The 20,036-nt window shown below is 37.6% G+C and carries 18 protein-coding genes; 11 read left to right on the top strand and 7 right to left on the bottom strand.

Translation table 11 applies throughout. The features are described from left to right. Positions 1-16 precede the first annotated feature (16 nt). A complete protein-coding gene (locus J0L69_01115; protein MBN8691759.1) occupies positions 17-238 on the bottom strand; it encodes a hypothetical protein in 222 nt (73 codons plus the stop codon). Positions 239-694: 456 nt separating this feature from the next. On the opposite strand from J0L69_01115, the gene J0L69_01110 reads away from it, so the two are divergent. Next, positions 695-1,837, top strand: coding sequence for a methionine aminotransferase (locus tag J0L69_01110; GenBank protein MBN8691758.1), 1,143 nt, complete (start codon positions 695-697; stop codon positions 1,835-1,837). 3 nt (positions 1,838-1,840) lie between these two features. On the opposite strand, the gene J0L69_01105 is transcribed toward J0L69_01110, so the two are convergent. Next, a complete protein-coding gene (locus tag J0L69_01105; GenBank protein MBN8691757.1) occupies positions 1,841-3,139 on the bottom strand; it encodes an amidohydrolase family protein in 1,299 nt (432 codons plus the stop codon). Positions 3,140-3,180: 41 nt separating this feature from the next. Here J0L69_01105 and J0L69_01100 point away from each other — a divergent pair, with 41 nt between their 5' ends. Then, positions 3,181-3,834: a hypothetical protein gene (locus tag J0L69_01100; protein MBN8691756.1), complete on the top strand. Its 654-nt coding sequence runs from the start codon at positions 3,181-3,183 to the stop codon at positions 3,832-3,834. Positions 3,835-3,837: 3 nt separating this feature from the next. Beyond that, positions 3,838-4,482 carry a hypothetical protein gene (locus J0L69_01095; GenBank protein ID MBN8691755.1) on the top strand — a complete coding sequence of 215 codons (645 nt, stop codon included), beginning with the start codon at positions 3,838-3,840 and terminating at the stop codon, positions 4,480-4,482. Here the strand turns inward: J0L69_01095 and J0L69_01090 are convergent, their stop codons facing one another. Further along, entirely contained in the window at positions 4,483-4,629 is a 147-nt protein-coding gene (locus tag J0L69_01090; protein MBN8691754.1) for a hypothetical protein, read from the bottom strand. A 126-nt stretch (positions 4,630-4,755) separates the two neighbouring features. Here J0L69_01090 and J0L69_01085 point away from each other — a divergent pair, with 126 nt between their 5' ends. Beyond that, positions 4,756-5,841, top strand: coding sequence for a bifunctional 3-deoxy-7-phosphoheptulonate synthase/chorismate mutase type II (locus J0L69_01085; protein MBN8691753.1), 1,086 nt, complete (start codon positions 4,756-4,758; stop codon positions 5,839-5,841). A gap of 581 nt (positions 5,842-6,422) precedes the next feature. Here the strand turns inward: J0L69_01085 and J0L69_01080 are convergent. After that, positions 6,423-7,352, bottom strand: coding sequence for a hypothetical protein (locus J0L69_01080; protein MBN8691752.1), 930 nt, complete (start codon positions 7,350-7,352; stop codon positions 6,423-6,425). Positions 7,353-7,587: 235 nt separating this feature from the next. On the opposite strand from J0L69_01080, the gene J0L69_01075 reads away from it, so the two are divergent. Both J0L69_01075 and J0L69_01070 read left to right on the top strand, forming a co-directional pair. Continuing rightward, positions 7,588-8,130 carry a ComF family protein gene (locus J0L69_01075; GenBank protein MBN8691751.1) on the top strand — a complete coding sequence of 181 codons (543 nt, stop codon included), beginning with the start codon at positions 7,588-7,590 and terminating at the stop codon, positions 8,128-8,130. Positions 8,131-8,176: 46 nt separating this feature from the next. After that, positions 8,177-9,415, top strand: coding sequence for a T9SS type A sorting domain-containing protein (locus tag J0L69_01070; protein ID MBN8691750.1), 1,239 nt, complete (start codon positions 8,177-8,179; stop codon positions 9,413-9,415). A gap of 47 nt (positions 9,416-9,462) precedes the next feature. Here the strand turns inward: J0L69_01070 and J0L69_01065 are convergent, their stop codons facing one another. Then, entirely contained in the window at positions 9,463-9,870 is a 408-nt protein-coding gene (locus tag J0L69_01065) for a hypothetical protein (protein MBN8691749.1), read from the bottom strand. Between the two features lie 40 nt (positions 9,871-9,910). Here J0L69_01065 and J0L69_01060 point away from each other — a divergent pair, with 40 nt between their 5' ends. From J0L69_01060 to J0L69_01045, 4 genes are all read left to right on the top strand, one after another. Further along, positions 9,911-10,390, top strand: a complete 480-nt coding sequence (locus J0L69_01060; GenBank protein MBN8691748.1) for a GAF domain-containing protein — start codon at positions 9,911-9,913, stop codon at positions 10,388-10,390. A 125-nt stretch (positions 10,391-10,515) separates the two neighbouring features. Beyond that, positions 10,516-13,029, top strand: a complete 2,514-nt coding sequence (locus J0L69_01055; protein ID MBN8691747.1) for a response regulator — start codon at positions 10,516-10,518, stop codon at positions 13,027-13,029. Between the two features lie 326 nt (positions 13,030-13,355). Then, a complete protein-coding gene (locus tag J0L69_01050) occupies positions 13,356-15,374 on the top strand; it encodes a choice-of-anchor D domain-containing protein (protein ID MBN8691746.1) in 2,019 nt (672 codons plus the stop codon). A 28-nt stretch (positions 15,375-15,402) separates the two neighbouring features. Then, positions 15,403-16,236 (top strand): hypothetical protein, encoded by an 834-nt coding sequence (locus J0L69_01045; protein ID MBN8691745.1) that lies wholly within the window; start codon positions 15,403-15,405, stop codon positions 16,234-16,236. A gap of 153 nt (positions 16,237-16,389) precedes the next feature. Here J0L69_01045 and J0L69_01040 read toward each other — a convergent pair whose 3' ends face one another. Both J0L69_01040 and J0L69_01035 read right to left on the bottom strand, forming a co-directional pair. After that, positions 16,390-18,837, bottom strand: coding sequence for a bifunctional UDP-N-acetylmuramoyl-tripeptide:D-alanyl-D-alanine ligase/alanine racemase (locus J0L69_01040; protein MBN8691744.1), 2,448 nt, complete (start codon positions 18,835-18,837; stop codon positions 16,390-16,392). Then, positions 18,834-19,412, bottom strand: a complete 579-nt coding sequence (locus J0L69_01035; GenBank protein ID MBN8691743.1) for a thymidine kinase — start codon at positions 19,410-19,412, stop codon at positions 18,834-18,836. Before J0L69_01035 ends, J0L69_01040 begins: the two co-directional genes overlap by 4 nt. 85 nt (positions 19,413-19,497) lie before the next feature. On the opposite strand from J0L69_01035, the gene J0L69_01030 reads away from it, so the two are divergent. Further along, entirely contained in the window at positions 19,498-20,034 is a 537-nt protein-coding gene (locus J0L69_01030) for a hypothetical protein (GenBank protein MBN8691742.1), read from the top strand. Positions 20,035-20,036: the final 2 nt, after the last annotated feature.

The raw sequence follows: 20,036 nt of genomic DNA, 5'->3' as shown, positions 1-20,036 counted from the left end.
GCTGCCATCAATGGATTTAATACTTTCTTTTCTGCCTTGATGCTGAAAGAATTTCTTTTTTACTTTTTTCCTTGATGAAAAAAGTAAACAAAAAAATCAAGACGCCAGAAGGCATTGCGGCGGTAGCCGCACCGTTCCAAAAAGCAGGCCCCAACTCGGCTGCGCCTCGCCGGGAGACCCCACCCTGCTTTTTGTTCACTATGCTGCCTGGCGTCGATTCCTCCGATGAACATTTCACTCTATTTTATCTAAACCTCCCAACTTCGTATATACTCCGTTCGGAGCTTCTCGAAGACTGGATTAACGTGATCTACCGCATCAGCCTCCGCAGTTTGGGACCCATAGCATTTTATCTGCGTAGAAAGCTAAGCTGTTTGAGCGTAGCGAGTTCTTAGCTTTCAGCAGAAAAATGCGTTATGGAGGACGGAGCGTAAAGAAAAAGTTCAGTGAACTTTTTTAGCGACGGGCCGGCTGGTGCGCTGATTAAGGCGAAGCGGTGATTTTTTTGTTTCTTTTTTGATGGCAGCAAAAAAGAAAATCAATTTTTTTTTGCATCTAAATAGTAATGAAAGGATCAAGTGCTTTTACACCAACAGAAAGAATTGTTTGTTTGGCCAAAGGTTATTTTCAATTAAGTCAACACTTATTGAGATAAATTAAATTAATAAGATTAAATTAGGGCTAGTTAATTCTTATGCAGATACAAAGTAAGCTCCCAAAAGTTGGGACCACCATATTCACAGTAATGAGCGCGTTGGCGAGAGAGCACAATGCGATTAATTTATCACAGGGCTTTCCCGATTTCGGATGTTCTCCTAAATTATTAGAGTTGGCGCAAAAGCATATGAACGCCGGCTTTAATCAGTACGCGCCCATGCAAGGTGTGATACAATTACGCGAACGTATTGCGGAGATTGTTTCTACGTGTTATTCGGCAAACTATAACGCGGATACCGAAATCACCATCACTGCAGGCGCCACGCAAGGTATTTATACATCTATTGCCGCATTTATTAATAAAGGCGATGAGGTGATTATATTTGAACCCGCTTATGATTGTTACATTCCTGCAATTGAAGTGCACGGCGGAATTGCTATTCCTGTTCAACTAACATACCCCGGATTTAAAGTGAATTGGGAGGAAGTAAAATCAAAGGTGAATGATAAAACCAAAATGATTATCATTAATACACCGCACAATCCGAGCGGAACGGTTTTAAATGAAAATGATTTAAAGCAATTGGAGCAATTAGTAAAAGGAAAAAATATTATTGTGGTGAGTGATGAGGTGTATGAGCACATGGCATTCGATAATCAACCGCATCAAAGTGTTGCAAGATATTCTACTTTACGAAGTCAATCCATTATTGTTTCTTCATTTGGTAAAACTGTACACACAACGGGATGGAAGATTGGATATGTTGCTGCTCCTGCCGAATTAATGACAGAGTTCAGAAAGGTACATCAGTTTTTAGTGTTCGCGGTGAATCATCCTTTTCAATTAGCCCTTGCCGATTATTTAGGCGATAAAAATACATATCTCGACTTAAAAAACTTTTATCAAACCAAACGCGATTTTTTCAGAGGTTTGATTAAGAATTCGCGTTTTACCATTGAAGATTGTACCGGTACTTATTTTCAATTGCTCGGTTATAAAAGGATAACGGAAGAAAAGGACACAGACTTCGCCATTCGTTTAACCAAGGAAAATAAACTGGCCAGCGTTCCACTCTCCGTGTTTTATTCGAAGCCTACGGATAATAATTTATTACGTTTTTGCTTCGCGAAGAAGGAAGAGACTTTAGAAAAAGCCGCTGAAATAATAAATAAAATTTAAGTATTATTTAGTCGGACTAATTCCTAAAAGTTCTTTTTGTGAATAGTATTTTCCATTCAGAATGGTGCCTTCCACTTTCTGAATGTTTTCAATGGCATCCAAAGGATTCGCGTTAAGTAAAATCAAATTGGCGCGTTTACCTTCTTGCACACTTCCTGTATTTTTATCGTTGGCAAAAAACACGGCGGCATTATACGTGGCTGATTTCAAAATCTGGTAATTACTTAAACCTGCTTTGCTGTATAATTTCATTTCTTCAGCCATGCTAAAGCCTGGAACGTTGAAGGGTCCTTCATCGGCGCTCAGGAGTAACAACATGTTTTCATCGGCTAATTGCTTTAACACTGTATTAAACACATCAAACTTTTTTTGATAAACGCTTTTGTATTTCGTGTCGAATTCTTCTTTCAATTGTTCTTTGGTTCCATTTAATGCTTCATTGTATTCTTTCAACCATTGATCTTTTACCTGAGTGGAAACAAGCGACATGCCGTTGTGTGCTAAAAGTTGTGTTTCATCTTGCAAGAATGAATACGTGTAATAGAATGAAAGTGTAGGGCAAACAGCTACATTTTTATCTTTCATTTTTTTGATGAGGGCAGAAAATCCTTCCGGCGATTTTTCGTAGGCGGCAAGAACAGGCTGGTAATGTTCAATAGAAACAAAATCCAAATCCACACTTTCTTCTAAACTTTTATTGTAAGCATGTCCCGCCAAAGGAATTTTATATTCATAACAACTTTGTGAAAGGTGATTCATGTTTTTTGTTTTCAATCCGCCTAAATATTTTACAAAATCATACTTTTTAATTTTTGCCTGAAAGATAAGGTCGGCAATTTTATCTTTTGTCAGTGTAGAATCGTCATCGGGAAATACGTACGATACATAAATGTCCGGCGCTACTTTTAGTTTTTTGCTAATGCTGTCACGTAAAGCAAGCTGACTTTCTTCCCCGCGCATACTTCTTAAAGTTGTGACGCCGGCCGCTAAATTGTATTTTAAATACTGTTGTAAAGAAATGGGATTGGTTTTATCAGGAAAATGCGCATGCATATCGGCAAGGCCGGGCATCAGAAATTTACCTTTACCGTCAATAGTTTTATAATCTTTAAATGGCAATTTAGTTCCTCCGCTTACAATTTTATCAATCACGCCGTTTGTAATATACACGTTCATGTTGGTGAGTACAGTATTGGTATTCACAGGTATAATTGAAACATTGGTAATGACTAAGTTTTGCGCTACACATAGACTGCTTAGGAAGAGAAGGCTGAATAAATATTTCATACAAATTGATTGCATAATGAATGTAATAATAACAAATTTATAGTATATTTAATATCATGAAACGTTTACTAATTCTTTTAGCATTTTTTGTTGTAAAATTAAATGCACAGGACACAATTCGCTTTAAAAATGGTATTACCAAAGCGGTTAAAGTGAGTGAAATCGGTTTAACGGAAGTGCGCTACAATGATTTTAGTAACCCAACCGGACCAATTTATGTGGTCAATAAAAATGACATTTCATCCATTCGTTACAGTAATGGTGTCGAGGATAAGTTTAATAATGTTGCACCATCTACCTCTACAAATCCTGCGCCGGTGGCCACAAAATCACTAAATGATAGAATTGATATTAAAAGGGGAGATTTATTTTATAATGGTAAAAGAGTGGGTGAAGTAAGACTTCAAAAACTCGTGAATAATTGTCCTGATGCTGAAAAGCAAAATAGGATGGTGCCTGTTATGCAAGAAATGAAAAAGTACAAAAAGAATCAGTATTTATTTGGCTTTTTGGGATTAGGATTAGGTTTGATGTCATTACCTGTGGGAATAATTGCAACCGGAATATCAGAAGACGCTACACCATTTTTTATATGCTTGGGTGCAGGTGCAACCATTGCCATTACGGGACAGGTAATTTCAGGAATTAATAAAGGAAAGCGCAACGCTAAGAAATTAGAAGTGGCTAAAATTTACAATGGAGAATTGTAGGAAATGAAAAAAGTAATTTTTTTACTGCTTGTTTCTTTTGTTTCCTATTCGCAGGATACAATTTATAAATTAAGCAACGAAGCCATTGCTGCCAAAATTCTCGAAATAAATGATCAGAATATAAAATTTAAAAAGTTCAGTAATCTCGATGGACCATTGTACACCGAATTAAAATCTGAAATTTATTATATCAAATATCAGAATGGTAGTGTAGATAGCGTTACCAGGAAAAACACAGTTGTTGCAAGTGTAAATCCTAGCTCAAGTCCTTCATCATCTTCCGTTGTTATTTACAAAGGGAGAAGATATAGCGATGATGAAATTAACATGATGATAAATGCATATCCGAACGGAGAAGCAAAATCGCTCATGCAAAAAAAATCTACGGCCATGTTAGAGTATAAACAAAGACAGCATCTTTCAATAGGCTTAGGTTATGGAATAGGTTTTGCAGTACCGATTGTAGTTACTTTCGGTACTTTAACCACTAACAGTATAAATTACGATAATGCAGTGAACACCATTGTAGCCGGTGCATTAATCGGTGCAGCCATACGCATAGCAGGAAATGTTGGTTTTTTTATAAATAAAAACAAAAAGCTAAATGAAAAGCGAGAGATTCTGGATTTGATGAGTGAAGGAAAATAATTATTTCCTTCCCGGACATTTCTTACAACGATCGCCCTTCTTATGATTTTTACAACACTTCTTGTGTTTCTTGCAGGTTTCAGCAAAAGGCATGAGCGGATGATTTAACTTCCATTTTTGTGTATCCTTGCAAAACTCGATTAGCATGATTCAAAGATGCAAAATCGCATCTCTCTTTAACATACCTTAAATGTGGTAATTTGCATAAGGGCGTAATAAACCCGAAATTTGACACCTCACTCCGGTACTTTCCTAGGAGGAGAGGGAGAAGGCATGAAAATACAAGCATTAAATACCTGGATAACAAAGGATAAGGAAGCCCTTATCGTTGCCGGTCCTTGTGGTGCTGAAACCCGCGAGCAAGTATTGGAAACAGCGAAAGGATTAGCCGCAATTTCTCAGGTAAAATTATTTCGTGCCGGCATTTGGAAACCGCGTACACGTCCTAATAGTTTTGAAGGCGTTGGTGAAGAAGGATTGAAATGGCTCAATGAAGTTCAGCAACAATACAAATTAAAAACAACGGTAGAGGTCGCGAATGCGCAACACGTTGAGCTTGCACTCAAATATAAAGTAGATGTTTTGTGGATTGGTGCCCGCACAACGGTGAATCCATTCAGTGTGCAGGAAATTGCAGATGCCGTGAAAGGCGTTGATATACCTGTAATGATAAAAAATCCTATTCATGCGGATTTACATTTATGGATTGGTGCTTTGGAAAGAATTAATAACGCAGGAATTACTAAGTTGGCAGCAATACACCGCGGATTTCACTTCGCGGGAAAAAGTAAATACCGCAACAAGCCCATGTGGGAAATTGCCATCGAATTAAAAACTCTGCTCCCTGATTTACCAATTATTTGCGACCCAAGTCATATTGGCGGTAAACGCGATTTGATTGAGCCTATTGCGCAGAAGGCGCTCAATTTAGGAATGAACGGATTGATGATTGAAACGCATCCGCATCCGGAAAAGGCATTGAGTGATGCTGCGCAACAAATTACGCCAATAGAATTATCAGATTTATTAGGACGATTAATTTTCCCGGATACACAATCAAGTGATGTGGAGTTCAGTAATAAATTAAAAAGTTTGCGCAGCATGATTGATGAAGTAGACGATGAACTGATTAATTTATTAGCGAAACGTTTGCAGATTATTGAAGAGATTGCATTGTATAAAAAAGATCAGAACATTACCGTGTTTCAATTAGAACGCTGGCAGGAAATATTAAGAACCCGTTCGCAGTGGGCAGAGAAATTGGGCGTATCGCGTCACCACATCGAAAAAATTTGTCAGATTTTACACGAAGAATCCATTCGTGTACAAAACGAAGCCATCAATAAAAAAACGATTTGATTATTTAACTCACCCCAGCCCTCTCTACAGGTAGAGAGGGGGAAGGACAAGCAGTTGGTAAGAGTAACATTTATTTGATTTGTCATGTCGAGCGTAGTCGAGACATCTTTTCAAATAGATTCCTCCCTTTGGTCGGAATGACATTTCTTTGATTTGTCATTTCAGCTTCAAAAATAATCTGCGCTTATCTGCGTTATCTGCGGGAAACTTTTAAGTGAACAGATTCTGTTTTATGGCGCTTCGGCAAGCTCAGCGGCCTGTGCGTTTATAAAGTAGTTGAGAAATTATCTAGGAACAGATTCCTCTCTTTGGTCGGAATGACATTTCTTTGATTTGTCATTTCAGCTTCAAAAATAATCTGCGCTTATCTGCGTTATCTGCGGGAAACTTTTAAGTGAACAGATTCCTCCCTTTGGTCGGAATGACGATTTCTCTGATTTTGTCATGTCGAGCGTAGTCGAGACATCTTTTCACGAATAGTTTTTCTAATCGGCGCTTCGGCAAGCTCAGCGGCCTGTGTCATGTCAAGTTTACCCTCCGCAACGTAGAGTAGGAGGGCGTAGTCGAGACATCTTTTCGGTTTAATCTAATTTCAAAGTAGTGGAACCTACAATTACATTATCGCAGGTTACTTCCACAATGTAATTACCGGAAACTAAAGGAGAATTGCTTTCACAATAGGTCACACCCGCAATTTCCACATTGGCATAATTTAATTCGGTTTTACCCGCATAATACCCACTCGATTTATCAAATGAAAACTTAAAGCTGTCGTCATAATTTTTCGCCATTTCTTTTCCATCCGGCGTAATAATGCGAACGTATACCGTTTTTGGTCCTGCTTTCGCGATTTTATTTTCGCCTAAAGAGAAAGAAACTTTTATTTTATCGGCACGTTTAGCTTTAGTGGTTTCGCTTTCTTTTTTACCGCCACTTTTTAGTTTTACCGCTACGGCTTTCACATTAAAGCAAGTGAGGATGGATCCTTTTTCGATGGTAGCTTTTAATTCGTCTTTTTCCTTATTGAGCGTGGTAATTTTTCCTTTCTCATTATCTAATTCCTTCAACACATTTTGTTTTTCTACAATGAGGTTTTTATTGAGTGTACCTAAAGAATCAATGGTGTGCACATAGCCAATCATAATTTGGCGAAGCGTTTCCGTTTCTTTTTTCAATTTAGCAATGATATAGCTGTCGCCTTTGTGTTTTTCCGCTTCTTTCAATAACTGCTCAATATAGGCTTTCTTCTCATCAATCTCCTTTTGTAAAGCCGCGTCATTGGTTTTTAAGTTATCGTATTCGTGTTGAAGCGCCAATAAATCATTTTTAATGTTATCGCGTTCAACCACTACTTTTTCAGTCACAATAATTTGTTCGGCCGCTTTGTTTTTTTCCTGAAGGTAGAGCCAAATCGTTACCACATTACTGCCAAACAAAAGAGCAATAATCATCCATAATAAGCCGCCGCGCTTTTTTTCTTCTTTTTTATCGGCTTGTTGCTGATCTGTCATACACAAGGTTTTGTACAAAATTATGTATTTTAGTTGCCCTTAGAGCCTTAATAAAGCCTAAATCTTAACAGTAATTTGTGAATTGATGAGCCTTTGGCAGGATTTTATAAGTTTGATTTATCCGCGCAGCTGTGTTTGCTGCGATAAATTGCTGTTTAAGAGTGAGGAATTTATCTGCAATCAATGCTTTATCAACCTGCCCCAAAGCAAATTTGAGTCAGAAAACGAGAGCGAATTGGATAAACTCTTTTACGGAAGGGTTCCCATACAAAAAGCCGGGGCGTTTTTGTTATTCGAGAAAAGCGGAAAGGTTCAAAGAATATTACACGCCATAAAGTACAATGGTAATAAGCAACTGGCTTATAGAGTAGGGCAATGGTATGGAGACAAACTGAAGGAATATCCCGCTTTTGCGAAAGCAGATTGCATCATTCCGGTTCCATTACATTCGAAAAAGAAAAAGCAACGCGGCTTCAACCAGAGTGAAGAATTTGCCAATGGGATAAGCAGCGCATTGGGAATTCCTGTTATCAAAAATTGTTTAGTAAGAACGGAATATACTAGTACACAAACCAAAAAGAGCAAAGCCGAGCGTTGGGAAAACGTAAAAGATAAATTTGAATTACTGCATCCGGAGCTAGTCAGCAACAAAACTTTAGTATTAGTAGATGATGTGATTACCACCGGCGCCACGCTGGATGCCTGTTATCAGGCTTTAAGTAAGGTGGAGAACTTAAAGCTGAATGTGCTGAGTTTGGCCTATGCGAAAAAGGATTAACTTGTTTGATTGGAATATTGTTATATATTTGGTATAAAATCATCAAATGAAACAGATTTACCTTTCCCTTTGTTTATTGCTTAATATTCTTGCTTTCTCACAAGCGAGTTTATCAACGAGTTTAACGGCCTGCTATGCTTTAGATGGAAATGCGAATGACCCTATCAGTACTTTAAATGGTACACTTAGTGCCGTAACACCAACGGTGAATCGCTTTAGTCAGCCCAATACCGCCATGGCTTTTAACGGTACCACTACCAGTTTTATTCAGCTACCTAATAACTCACTGTTAAAATCAAATGCTGTTTCGTTTTCCGGTTGGGCTAAAACCAATAGTTTAAATACACCTTACCAATATATTGTATTTACTACAAACGGATGCTTTAGTTATTACGAGGGTTATGAAATGGCCTTTCAAAACGTAAGTACCAACGCTTACCGTCTTCAGGTGGCGAAATCTAATTCTTCTTGCTCGCCAAGCGGACAAATTGTTTTGATGAGCAATACCACTACACTAACTGCCAATAGCTGGATACACGTTGGATTTTATGCCGGACCGGATTCACTTAAAATTTATGTTAATGGTGTTTTAGACGGAGCAATGGCAAATTCTAATCCGCTTACTTATGCTGCAACAACTAATGTATATTTAGGAGGAACAAATCAATCAACCAATCAGCCGCTTAATGGCGCGTTAGATAATGTCAGATTTTACAACCGTAAATTGAGCAATGTAGAGTTCAATCAACTATATACTTTAGATCCGATTTGTCAGCCGCAGCCTGTTGCTTCTTTCTCTATGTCGGCGAACAACGTTTGCGTGAACCAACCTGTATCATTAATCAGTACATCTACTAATTCTCCAAGCACTTTTTCTTGGCAAATGGCGGGTGGTACTCCTTCGGTTTCAGCGGTGGCTAATCCTACTGTTTCTTATGTAAACGCCGGAACATATACGATTTCTTTAGTTGCCTCTAACGCCTTTGGCAGCAGCGCGCCGGTTTCACAAATCATTAATGTGGCAACTTGCATTGGTGTAAATGAGTTGATAAATGATAAGTCAGTTTATGTTTTCCCCAACCCAACTAAGAACGAAATAAACATTATCGGCGCCGATAAAGGAAGTCAAATAAAAATATTTAACGCATTAGGTGCTTTGATTTTTGCAGGTGTTGCAGAAGCAGAGAGCGAAAAAATAAATTTGTCGCTATACAATCAGGGACTCTATTTTATAAGACTCGTTCAGAACGGAAAACATATCACAACGAAACTAATAAAAGAGTAAAAATAAAAAGCCGCTTAATAGCGGCTTTTTATTTTGATGATGAATGATTAATTAAACTTAAAAAAGAAGAACACAACCGCGGCCCATTCTTTTTTCACGCCGCTCGCATGCCCGATAGTGGAATGCGATGCATTCTCCACTGTGCCATTGTCTTTAATGTAACCAATAGTACTGTGTGATGCATTTTCTACAGTACCATCTTTCTTTACATAACCAACCGTGCTGTGTGATGCATTTTCAATGGTGCCGTTATCTTTAATATAACCAATCGTACTGTGCGATGAGTTTTCAATGGTGCCATTGCTTTTAATGTAGCCCTTTGTACTATGACTGCTGTTTTCAATTGTTCCGTCGGATTTAATGTATCCGGTGGTTGAATGATTACCGGCTTCAATGGTTTGTGCATTGGCAGCACAGGCTAAGCCTAAAAAGGCCATTACTAATATTTTTTTCATGTTTCTGGTTTTATCTAACTAAGATAGATAAATTTGTTATATGGCCGAAGATTTAAAAATAACCGCAACGAATAAGCAGGAAAAATACCTCGAATTAATTCCTCAAATTAAAGCATTAATGGAAGGTGAGAGTGATATAACCGCTAATATGGCTAATATTTGTGCTGCACTTAAATATGGCATGAATTTCTTTTGGGTAGGTTTTTATTTAGTAAAGGATAATCAATTGGTCTTGGGTCCGTTTCAAGGTCCGGTTGCCTGTACGCGCATACATAAAGGTAAGGGCGTTTGTGGCGCTTCCTGGGAAAGAGGAGAGGTTATCATTGTAGAAGATGTGGATCAATTCCCCGGACATATTGCTTGTTCTTCCCTCTCTAAATCAGAAATCGTTTTACCGATTTATAATTCTAAAAAAGAAATCATTGGCGTATTGGATGTGGATAGTGATGAATATGCTTGTTTTGATGATATGGATAAATTATTTTTAAGCGAAGTCCTTTCATTTTTAAAGTTATCTTAAGTAAACCGCTAAATATTCTTTTTTTATTTTTTTTGACCGCTTATTTAGCCGGACAAAATACAGATTTCGTTAAACTATCGGACAAAATACGAAAGTTGCGTAATGATCAGAAATTTGATTCAGCTATGTACTATTCAGATAGTATGTTGTTAAGAGCAAGGCAAGAGGGATCAAAGAAGTATATAATAAGCGCCTTTTCTTCAAAAGCAAATATATATCATCTTACGGGTGATACTAAGAAGGCGATTGACTTTTACTATAAAGCATTAAAGAATTGTACCGATACCAGTTTCAATAAACAGAAAATATTTATTTATAATAATCTTGGTATTATCAATTTTGAGCAAAAGAATATTTCTCTGGCTAAGTTTTTCTTTAAGGAGGAAATTAAAGTAAAGCGGAACGCTAACATGTTAAAACCTTTGGCGAATAGTTTATTAAATCTTTCTTCAGTTCATCGTAGTTTGAAGGAATATGATAGTTCAGCCATTGTTCTGAGTGAGTTGAGCGGCATCTTACCTTACGTTAAGGATTCTGCAATTTGGAGTTTTTATTACAATGCCTTCGGAATGCATTATCAATTATTATATCGTCAAGATTCTATACCATCATTGCTCGATTCAGCCGCTTCCAACTACAATAGAGCTTTATTTATATGGAATAAGACAAACAATATGGCAGAGGCCTTTAGACCGTTATTTAATCTGGGGGCGATATATCAAACTAAGCAAGAGTATGGTAAAGCGCTTTACAATTATCTTTTGGCATTGAGAGTAACTGACAGCCTCGGGCTTAAGGAAGAAAAAAATAAAATTCTTGGCAATTTATCCGAGCTGTATTTTGATTTAAAGGATTATAAAAAGGCAGCAGAAACTTTTAGAGCTTATATTGAATTAAAGGACCAATTGCAAGCTCAGGAAATTAATGCTTATGCAATTCAGCTCGATAAGCAATATCAAACCGAAAGAAGTAAAGAGACGATACAAAAGCAAAATTTAGAAATAGCTGAGCAAAGTTTAAGAATTGAAAGGCAAGGCAAAAGAATTTATTTGATTTTATTCATACTGGTGATTATAGTATTGTTAACTGTACTTCTGATTGTATACTTTGGATTTAAGAAACGGGTGAATAGTAGAATTGAAGAAGCGAAAAGAAAGTTTTTCTCTAATGTTGTGCATGAAATCAGAACTCCATTAAGCATGATTCAGGCGCCGCTCAAGGTTCTTAAATCAAAGCACAACGACGATGACGATCGTTTTAATATAGAGATGGCAGAAAGAAATATTAATCGGTTAAATGATTTGGTTAATCAAATGCTTTCCATTTCTAAGTTAGATGCGGTTAAATACACATTGAATGAAACTTTAGGAGATTTAGATGCGTATCTGAATCAGATTGTACAAGGTTTTGTCAAAGCGGCTTCCGATCAAAATATTGTTGTTCATTATTCATTTAACGTCACGCAAAAAATGGTGTTGTTTGATAAGGATGCTATTGAAAAGATCGTAGGAAATCTTTTGAGTAACGCAATAAAGTTTACACAAGCCGGAGGACAGGTTGGTATAGATGTGACAACGCGTGATGATGAAAATGGCGTTCTGTTGGATATGATCGTTTGGGATACAGGTGAAGGAATACCACTGAGCGAACAAAGTAAAATATTTGACAGGTTTTTCAGAAGCAAGCAAAATTCCGATAAAACAAAAGGAGCAGGTATTGGATTGTCTCTGGTAAAGGACTTGCTTGAGCTTTTAAGAGGAGAAATTAATGTAAAGAGTGAACCCGGTAAGGGAGCTACCTTTACAGTAAAAATGATGCTGAATTTACCGATGGAAATCAGAAATGATATTACAGGTAGCGAAACTAACAGCACAACTCAGGAGAAGCCGGTTATTTTGTTGGTTGAAGATGACGATGAAATCCTCCGGTTTAATTCGCACTATCTGCGCAACAATGGATTTAGCGTTCTTACGGCAAAAAACGGTAATGAAGCATTGCTACTGATAGAGAAAACATTGCCGGATCTGATGATTACCGATTTAATGATGCCTGAGCTTGATGGAATGGCAATGCTTAAGTCAATTCGTTCAAATGAAAACACAAATCACATTCCTGCTATAGTGTTGTCTGCAAAGGCATCGGGAGAGGCAAGGATTGCAGCATTGAATGAAGGTGCTCAGGCACATCTAACAAAACCTTTTCTTCCGGATGAGTTGCTCGCAATTGTAAAAAATCAAATCGATATACTTCGTAAGCGTAAGCTTGAGTTTAACGAACAAATTCATCAGACAGAAAAAAGCGTAGAGGAAAGATATACCGGGAAGGAACCTTACACTCAAAAATTATTCAAAATAATTTTTCAGCAATTAGATAATCCTGAGTTAACTGTTGAGTCATTGGCGGATTTAATGGCAACAAATCGCAGCCATTTTCAGCGGAAGGTGAAAGCAATGTTGGGGATTTCTCCTTCGGAATTAATCAGAACAATCAGGTTGGAAAAGGCAAAAGAACTGCTGTTAAAAAAGCAAGGTAATGTAACTGAAATTGCTTACCAAACAGGTTTTTCTTCACAGTCGTATTTTACGAAATGTTTTACCCAGCATTTTGGAGTATCACCTTCTCAAGTATCACTTAAGTAATTCTTTACGTTTTTGCGGCAAATTCGCCAGTTTATATCGGGACTAACGATAAAATAAATTGTTAGTTTTCTTCATAATTTAATTATTCCGGGATGTTGTTTTCGTTTAGCGACTTGTTTTTCGGATTAAAAACAGGAGTTAATAAACGTACCGAGACAAGATTTATCGACGCGCAGTGCCATCAAGGCATATTTTACTTCAATTCTTCTCCTGAAAACCAACTAATTGCATTAATGCAACATATTTACATATTTACGCAACATCCTTGAATGAGTCTTTTTTAGTGTATAGGTTTCTTTGCCGGATAATTTAAAAAAACCTTGAATATGGAAAGAATAAAAAAAAACATGGTGGCAGTACTGATCGGCCTTCTATCTCCTTTTTTTCTAACAGCGCAACCAGGCGCGGCATTAAATTTTGATGGACTTAATGATCAGGTAAGGGTGCCGGTATCTACAATGGGAGCCTTTACAATAGAATTTTGGATGCGAACAACTCAAACAGGACCAAACGGAACGCAATGGTATCATGGTGTTGGTATTGCAGATGCGGAAGTAGGAGGCGCAGTGAATGATTACGGAGTAAGCTTGCTAGGCTCAAAAATCGCTTTTGGAACCGGGAATCCTGACGTAACTATTACATCTACTTCTAATGTTAATACAGGTAATTGGGTTCATGTCGCTGCCATGTTTACATCAAATCCAAATGGGTATATGTGGCTATATATTAATGGGGTTTTGGAGGCAAGTTTAGATCCTGGTGTTAGCAGCAATGCGAGAAACACGAATGCAAATATTGCTCTTGGTAGCATTCAAACAAACATTCGTTATTTTAATGGCGATATGGATGAATTCAGGCTGTGGAATCGTGTATTAAGTGCGTGCGAGGTACAGTCGCGCATGAATTGTGAATTAACTCTTCCGCAAACAGGACTTTTACGTTATTACCAATTTAATCAAGGAATTGCAGGTGGAAATAATACATCTGTTACATCAATCACAAATTTAATAGCCGGAGGTAATGGCGTAATCAGCGGCATGGCTTTAACCGGATCAAGCTCTAACTTTATTGCTCCGGGTGCAGTTACCTCCGGGGTATCATGTCCGCAAGTTTTTATTTCGGTTGAAAGCAATAGTAATGTCATCAATGATAATGCAACAACTACCTCAACATTGAATAACACTAACTTTGGAACAGTTTGCTCAGGGCCTACACCAATTACAAATACTTACACCGTTTTTAATAATTTAACGGCGCCACTTAGTTTAGGTAATTTTACAATTACTGGTACAAATGCACCTTCATTTTCTGTATCAACTTTGCCTTCTTCAACCATTGCGCCGGCTTCTTCCGCTGTTTTCGGAATCACATTTTTTCCAACAACAACAGGCGCTAAGACCGCCGCCATTAGTTTTACTACCGATAATTGTAACACCACTATTTATAATTTTGCATTAAGTGCATCCGTTATTGCTTCGCCAACCATCACCGTAAACAGCGGTAGTATTTGTTCCGGTAATTCTTTTGTAATTAATCCTTCCGGAGCAGATACATACACATTTTCAAGCGGAAGCCCAACGGTTAGTCCAACTTCTACAACCACCTATACAGTCATTGGAACAAACACATTAGGCTGCGTTAATTCAAATTCAGCACTGGCAACCGTAAGTGTAGTGTTATCACCTACCATTGTTGTAAATTCAGCGGCAATATGTTCAGGACAATCTTATACCTTGTCGCCACTAGGCGCTTCTTCTTATACATATAGTAGTGGTCCGGTTGTTACGCCAAGTGCCACAACAACGTTTACAATTATAGGATCTGATTCCGGATGTCTGTCTACAAATGCTGCAATTGCTACCATTACGGTTAATCCAATTCCTACAGTAAGCATTAGTCAAAGCAATACACTAATTTGTTCAGGTCAAAACTCTACACTTAGCGCAAGTGGAGCAACAAATTATACTTGGAGTACAGGCGCTATAACACCTGTAGTGGTTATAAGTCCGAGCATAACAACAAGTTATACAGTGACAGGCACAAGCCTGGGATGTTCTGCAACTGCAATTATAACTCAAGCCGTATCACCCTGCACAAGTATCAGTGAAAATTTGTTAAACGAACCCCTGAAAGTATATCCGAATCCATCAAATGGCATGATTATAGCAGAACTAAAAGCGGAAGCGGAGATAGCATTAATGGATATAGATGGAAGAATAATTTTTATTGTAAATAAGCAAATTGGAAAGCATGAAATCGACCTGCGTAATTATTCAAAAGGATTTTATTTTATTATCTTCACCACACAAACGAAAACGGAAATAACAAAATTAATATTAGAGTAATATTACAACTAACCCAAAAATCAAAGACATGAAAAAAACAATTCTTATGCTTTCCTTGGCTATAATTAGCGGGAATGTTTTAAACGCTCAATCTGATAGGAAGTATGAAAAACTTTATTATAAGAATATAACTCAGGAAGGTGAGCGCTATTCGGTTGAGGTGGATAATGCAGTTTCAACTCCCGGCGAAACTAAGTTCAAGTTAAAGATCATCAATAAAACGGCTGACTTCTTAATCTTAAAACCGGAGGAATGTAAATTTATCATTAACGGCAAAGACATGATGCCGAAGGAGAAATGGTTAGTGATTAAACCTTTCGGAAGCGATTTCAGAATTATTAATCTAAAAGGCCCTGGGTACAATGCAGTAAAAAATTATTCATTTTCTACGGATGGTATTTATACAGCTTCTCCAAACGGAACAGTTGTAAAGGCAGATGATTTTAAATTACCGCCTTCAAAAAATGATTTCGTAGCAGGCGATTTTAAATGTAATATGGATAAACTGTCCAAAGAAACAGATAAGACAGAGGCAAAGTTTAAAGTTGTATATGGAGGTAATAAAATAGGGTTTATTGATCCATTAAAAAGTGCCGCAAAAATGCCTGACGGCAATGAATACGCTTCTAAATACAGTGCGGGTTTATTGGGGGGCAGCGGACCAATCATGTTAATGAAAGGCGAGAATGATTCATTTACTATTAAATGGGAGCGTATGGAAGGCGGAAGGAAAATGGATATGCAAAAAGTAGAAATGATAATTCAATGGCGCGAAACATTCACAGAGTCACCTCTTGTAAAGGAAAAAGCAACAACTTTGAATTTTGAATTTGACCAAGCGATGAGCGATGCAAAGAAATAAGAGTTAATATAATATTAGAAAAAAGGCAGCTATTTAGCTGCCTTTTTTTATGATGTCACATCGAGCGTAGTTGAGACGTAGATTGTTATTCATGTTCTCGACTTCTACCGATTGCTATCGGAACGAACTAACAGTTTACACTATAAACGTGAATTACTCTTGAACATAAACTCGTTTTACACGATTAGAAATAGAAGTAAGCACTTCATAAGAAATGGTGTTCATGGCTTTGGCCAGTTTTTCAATCTGCTCAAAATTTTCGAACACGATGACTTCATCACCTTCCTTACAATTTAATCCGGTCACATCAATCATACACATGTCCATGCAAATGTTCCCAACTGTCTTTGCAGTTTTACCATTTACATATACTTCAAATTTTCCGTTTCCTAATTCTCTTCTAAAGCCGTCGGCATACCCAATAGGAATGGTAGCAATGCTGGTTTCTTTTTCAATTTTACCGTTACGGTTATAACCTACGGTTTGCCCACTGCTCACATTTTTTATTTGAGAAATACGTGTTTTTAATGAACTAACATTTTGTAATTTTTTCTGTTCTTCCGCATTAACGCCAATGCCATACATGCCAATTCCCAACCGCACCATGCTATAATGCGCATGTTTAAATCGTGTGATGCCACCGGAGTTGCAAATGTGTTTTAAAAATGGATAACCGGTTTTGCTTTCTATCAATGTGCAGGCTTTATCAAAAAGCTTAATCTGCTCATTGCTAAATTCATCAAGGGCCGTGTTATCACTGCCTACTAAATGCGAGAACACACTTTGTACTTTTACTTGTGGATGATGATGCAATAATCCGGCTAATGTTTCAAAATCTTTTTCTTCAAAGCCTAAGCGATGCATGCCGGTGTCGATTTTAATGTGTACCGGATAAGGTTCCGAAATGCCGCTCTTGCTCAATTGCCGGCAAAACATTTCGAGCATTCTGAACGAATAAATTTCAGGCTCCAGATTATAATTCACAATATCTTCCAGTGAATCTTCCTCCGGACTCATCACCATAATAGGTAATTGTATCTGTGAACTTCTTAATTCAACACCTTCATCAGCATAAGCTACCGCTAAATAATTTACGCCCATGTGTTGCAAGGTTCGTGCAATCTCAATTCCGCCGCTTCCGTAGCCCATGGCTTTTACCATACACATGATGCCTGTGCCTTTATTTAAAAGACTGCGATAGTAATTGATGTTATCGGTAAGTCGGTTAAGATTAATCTCTAAAACGGTATCATGACTTTTATGCTGAAGCAAACGCGATACAGCTTCAAAACCAAATTTGCGTGCGCCTTTTAATAAAATGGTGGTGTTGTGAAAAAACAAGCGTCCTTCATTCAGCGCTTTGATCAGATCCGCGGTATCCTCATAAAAATATTTATCGCCACCAAAGAAACTTTTGTGCAAACAAATGTTTTTCCCGACACCCACAATTCTGTCAACCTGATTGGTTTTTAATAATTGCGCGATTTGCCGGTATAAATCAGCGGGATTGGTGCCGGATTGTTCAATATCCGATAATATAACGGTTCTCGAATTACTCCTTTTGTGCTGATGTAAATAATTTAAAGCAATTTGTAAGGAATCTAAATCCGAATTGTAATAATCGTTAATCAATACACAATTGCCGACGCCACTTTTTATTTCGAGTCGTAAGGCAACCGGACTTAAGTTTTTGAATAAAGGAATGTATTCTTCCAGATTCAAATTCAAGACCACTAAAACACCAAAGCAGGTGAGCGCATTACTAATGGAAGCATTATCTAAGAATGGAATTTGAATGGAATAATCTTTTCCGTGATGATTGAGGATGATATCAGTGTTATCAATCCCAATGCTAATATTTTTAATTTCAATATCACCGCCTTCGCCTATACGGAGTATTTTTTTATCTCTGTAAGAAGATGGAATTTTATCCGCACTCAATCCATTCACAACAATCTGATCACAATTTTGGAAGAGTTTAAATTTCTCCTCAATCTTTTCTTCTTGCGAACTGAAACCTTCACGGTGTGCTGCTCCGATGCCGGTAAAAACGCCAAGTGTAGGCTGAATGATGTGTTGGAGTTTTTCCATTTCACCCGGCAGAGAAATCCCCGCTTCAAACAGCGCGAGGTTATGACGTTCATTTAAATTCCATACCGAAAGCGGAACACCAATTTGCGAGTTGAAGCTTTTCGGACTACGACAAATATTGTAACGTAATTTTAGTAATTGATACAACCATTCTTTTACAATGGTTTTACCGTTGCTGCCGGTGATGCCGATAACAGGAAGTGAAAATTTAGTACGGTGAGAAGTAGCTAATTGTTGAAGTGCGCTTAGTGTATTTTCAACTTTAATAAAAGCGCAGTCACTACCCGGTGCTTTTATATCTTCCGATATAACAAAACATCTGACACCTTTTTTGTATAATTCCTCAATGAATCGGTGTCCGTTATTGCGTTCACTCACTAAAGCAAAAAAAACACTTTCCGAAAACGGAACAACGCTTCTGCTATCGGTGAGTAAATGTTTTATCACTACGTGCGCATTCCCTAAAAGTTGTCCGCTGCAAATGTTTGAAATATGATGAGGAGTTATCACTTGTTTTCGTTGGCTTTATTGTAACATACTCTGCAAAGCGGCTCATAGCTGTCGGTTTCGCCTAATACAACCAATTTATCATTGATAATTGTTCGGTGTGACACGTAAGCTAAATCTCCGCAATGCATGCAAATGGCATGTACCTTAGTCACGTATTCTGCAGTGGCAAGCAAGTTAGGTATCGGACCAAAAGGTTTGCCTAAGTAATCTAAATCTAAGCCTGCAACAATCACACGAATGCCCATGTCGGCTAATTGCTTACATACATTCGGTAATTCTTCATCAAAAAATTGTGCTTCGTCAATGCCAACAACATCCACATCATTTACCATGAGTAAAATATTAGAACTTGCAGGAACCGGCGTACTATGAATTTCAGTGCCGGTGTGTGAAACAACTTTCACATCATCGTATCGCGTATCAATGTTGGGCTTGAAAATTTCTACTTTCTGTTTCGCGAATTGTGCGCGTTTCAGTCGTCGTATTAATTCTTCCGTCTTTCCTGAAAACATACTCCCGCAAATAACTTCAATCCAGCCGCGGCGTTTTTGGGAGATAGTGTTTTCTAAAAACATTGTTTAAAAGGAGTTAATAATAAACTTTAAATGTAAAGGTAAATGACTTACTTTTAGTTCTAAAATTATTCACAAATAATAACAAATGACAACTGAAAAAGCATTTGAGCAATTAAAACTGGCGGCACTCGAAGTAAAGGCAGCCTTAATTGATATCGACGAAAACATTCAACCTTCTGTTACCGAAGTTGAAAGTCTTTCGGAAAAAGTGAATGTTTTAACTGAACAACTTGTTATCTATAAATTTCTAAAAGCACAGAAAGAGCTTTCACCTAATTTTAATATTCACCTCAAAGTGATGGAGCAAGCTGATCAAAAGGTGCCGGTGCAAAACGATGAAGTGAAAATGCACGAAACAATTTCTAGTGTAGTTAGCGCAACCGAAGCTGTTACCTCTGCCCGCAGAGTAGAAATCGGACTTAACGATAAGTTCAGAATGATTAGTGAGTTGTTTAGCAACAATTCAACTGAATTCAATCTCGCCATGGAGCAATTAAATCACATCGATAATCTTAACGAGAGTGAAACGTATTTACGCGAACTTATGAATTTATATAACTGGAAGGCGGATCACGAGCTAACTGTTCGGATTTTCCAGTTAAATCAAAAGCGATTTATTTAACC

This window comes from Bacteroidota bacterium, from assembly GCA_017303905.1.
Classification (GTDB): Bacteria; Bacteroidota; Bacteroidia; order B-17B0; family Aurantibacillaceae; genus JAHEYG01.
Note: the sequence above shows the minus strand (reverse complement) of the source record. Positions and strands in the feature narration are given on the sequence as shown.

Excerpts from the sequence above, each read along its gene's own strand:
- J0L69_01110 (MBN8691758.1), top strand. The coding sequence starts at position 695 with ATGCAGATACAAAGTAAGCTCCCAAAAGTTGGGACCACCATATTCACA.
- J0L69_01105 (MBN8691757.1), bottom strand. The coding sequence starts at position 3,139 with ATGCAATCAATTTGTATGAAATATTTATTCAGCCTTCTCTTCCTAAGC.
- J0L69_01100 (MBN8691756.1), top strand. The coding sequence starts at position 3,181 with ATGAAACGTTTACTAATTCTTTTAGCATTTTTTGTTGTAAAATTAAAT.
- J0L69_01095 (MBN8691755.1), top strand. The coding sequence starts at position 3,838 with ATGAAAAAAGTAATTTTTTTACTGCTTGTTTCTTTTGTTTCCTATTCG.
- J0L69_01090 (MBN8691754.1), bottom strand. The coding sequence starts at position 4,629 with ATGCTAATCGAGTTTTGCAAGGATACACAAAAATGGAAGTTAAATCAT.
- J0L69_01085 (MBN8691753.1), top strand. The coding sequence starts at position 4,756 with ATGAAAATACAAGCATTAAATACCTGGATAACAAAGGATAAGGAAGCC.
- J0L69_01080 (MBN8691752.1), bottom strand. The coding sequence starts at position 7,352 with ATGACAGATCAGCAACAAGCCGATAAAAAAGAAGAAAAAAAGCGCGGC.
- J0L69_01070 (MBN8691750.1), top strand. The coding sequence starts at position 8,177 with ATGAAACAGATTTACCTTTCCCTTTGTTTATTGCTTAATATTCTTGCT.
- J0L69_01065 (MBN8691749.1), bottom strand. The coding sequence starts at position 9,870 with ATGAAAAAAATATTAGTAATGGCCTTTTTAGGCTTAGCCTGTGCTGCC.
- J0L69_01060 (MBN8691748.1), top strand. The coding sequence starts at position 9,911 with ATGGCCGAAGATTTAAAAATAACCGCAACGAATAAGCAGGAAAAATAC.
- J0L69_01055 (MBN8691747.1), top strand. The coding sequence starts at position 10,516 with ATGTACTATTCAGATAGTATGTTGTTAAGAGCAAGGCAAGAGGGATCA.
- J0L69_01050 (MBN8691746.1), top strand. The coding sequence starts at position 13,356 with ATGGAAAGAATAAAAAAAAACATGGTGGCAGTACTGATCGGCCTTCTA.
- J0L69_01045 (MBN8691745.1), top strand. The coding sequence starts at position 15,403 with ATGAAAAAAACAATTCTTATGCTTTCCTTGGCTATAATTAGCGGGAAT.
- J0L69_01035 (MBN8691743.1), bottom strand. The coding sequence starts at position 19,412 with ATGTTTTTAGAAAACACTATCTCCCAAAAACGCCGCGGCTGGATTGAA.
- J0L69_01030 (MBN8691742.1), top strand. The coding sequence starts at position 19,498 with ATGACAACTGAAAAAGCATTTGAGCAATTAAAACTGGCGGCACTCGAA.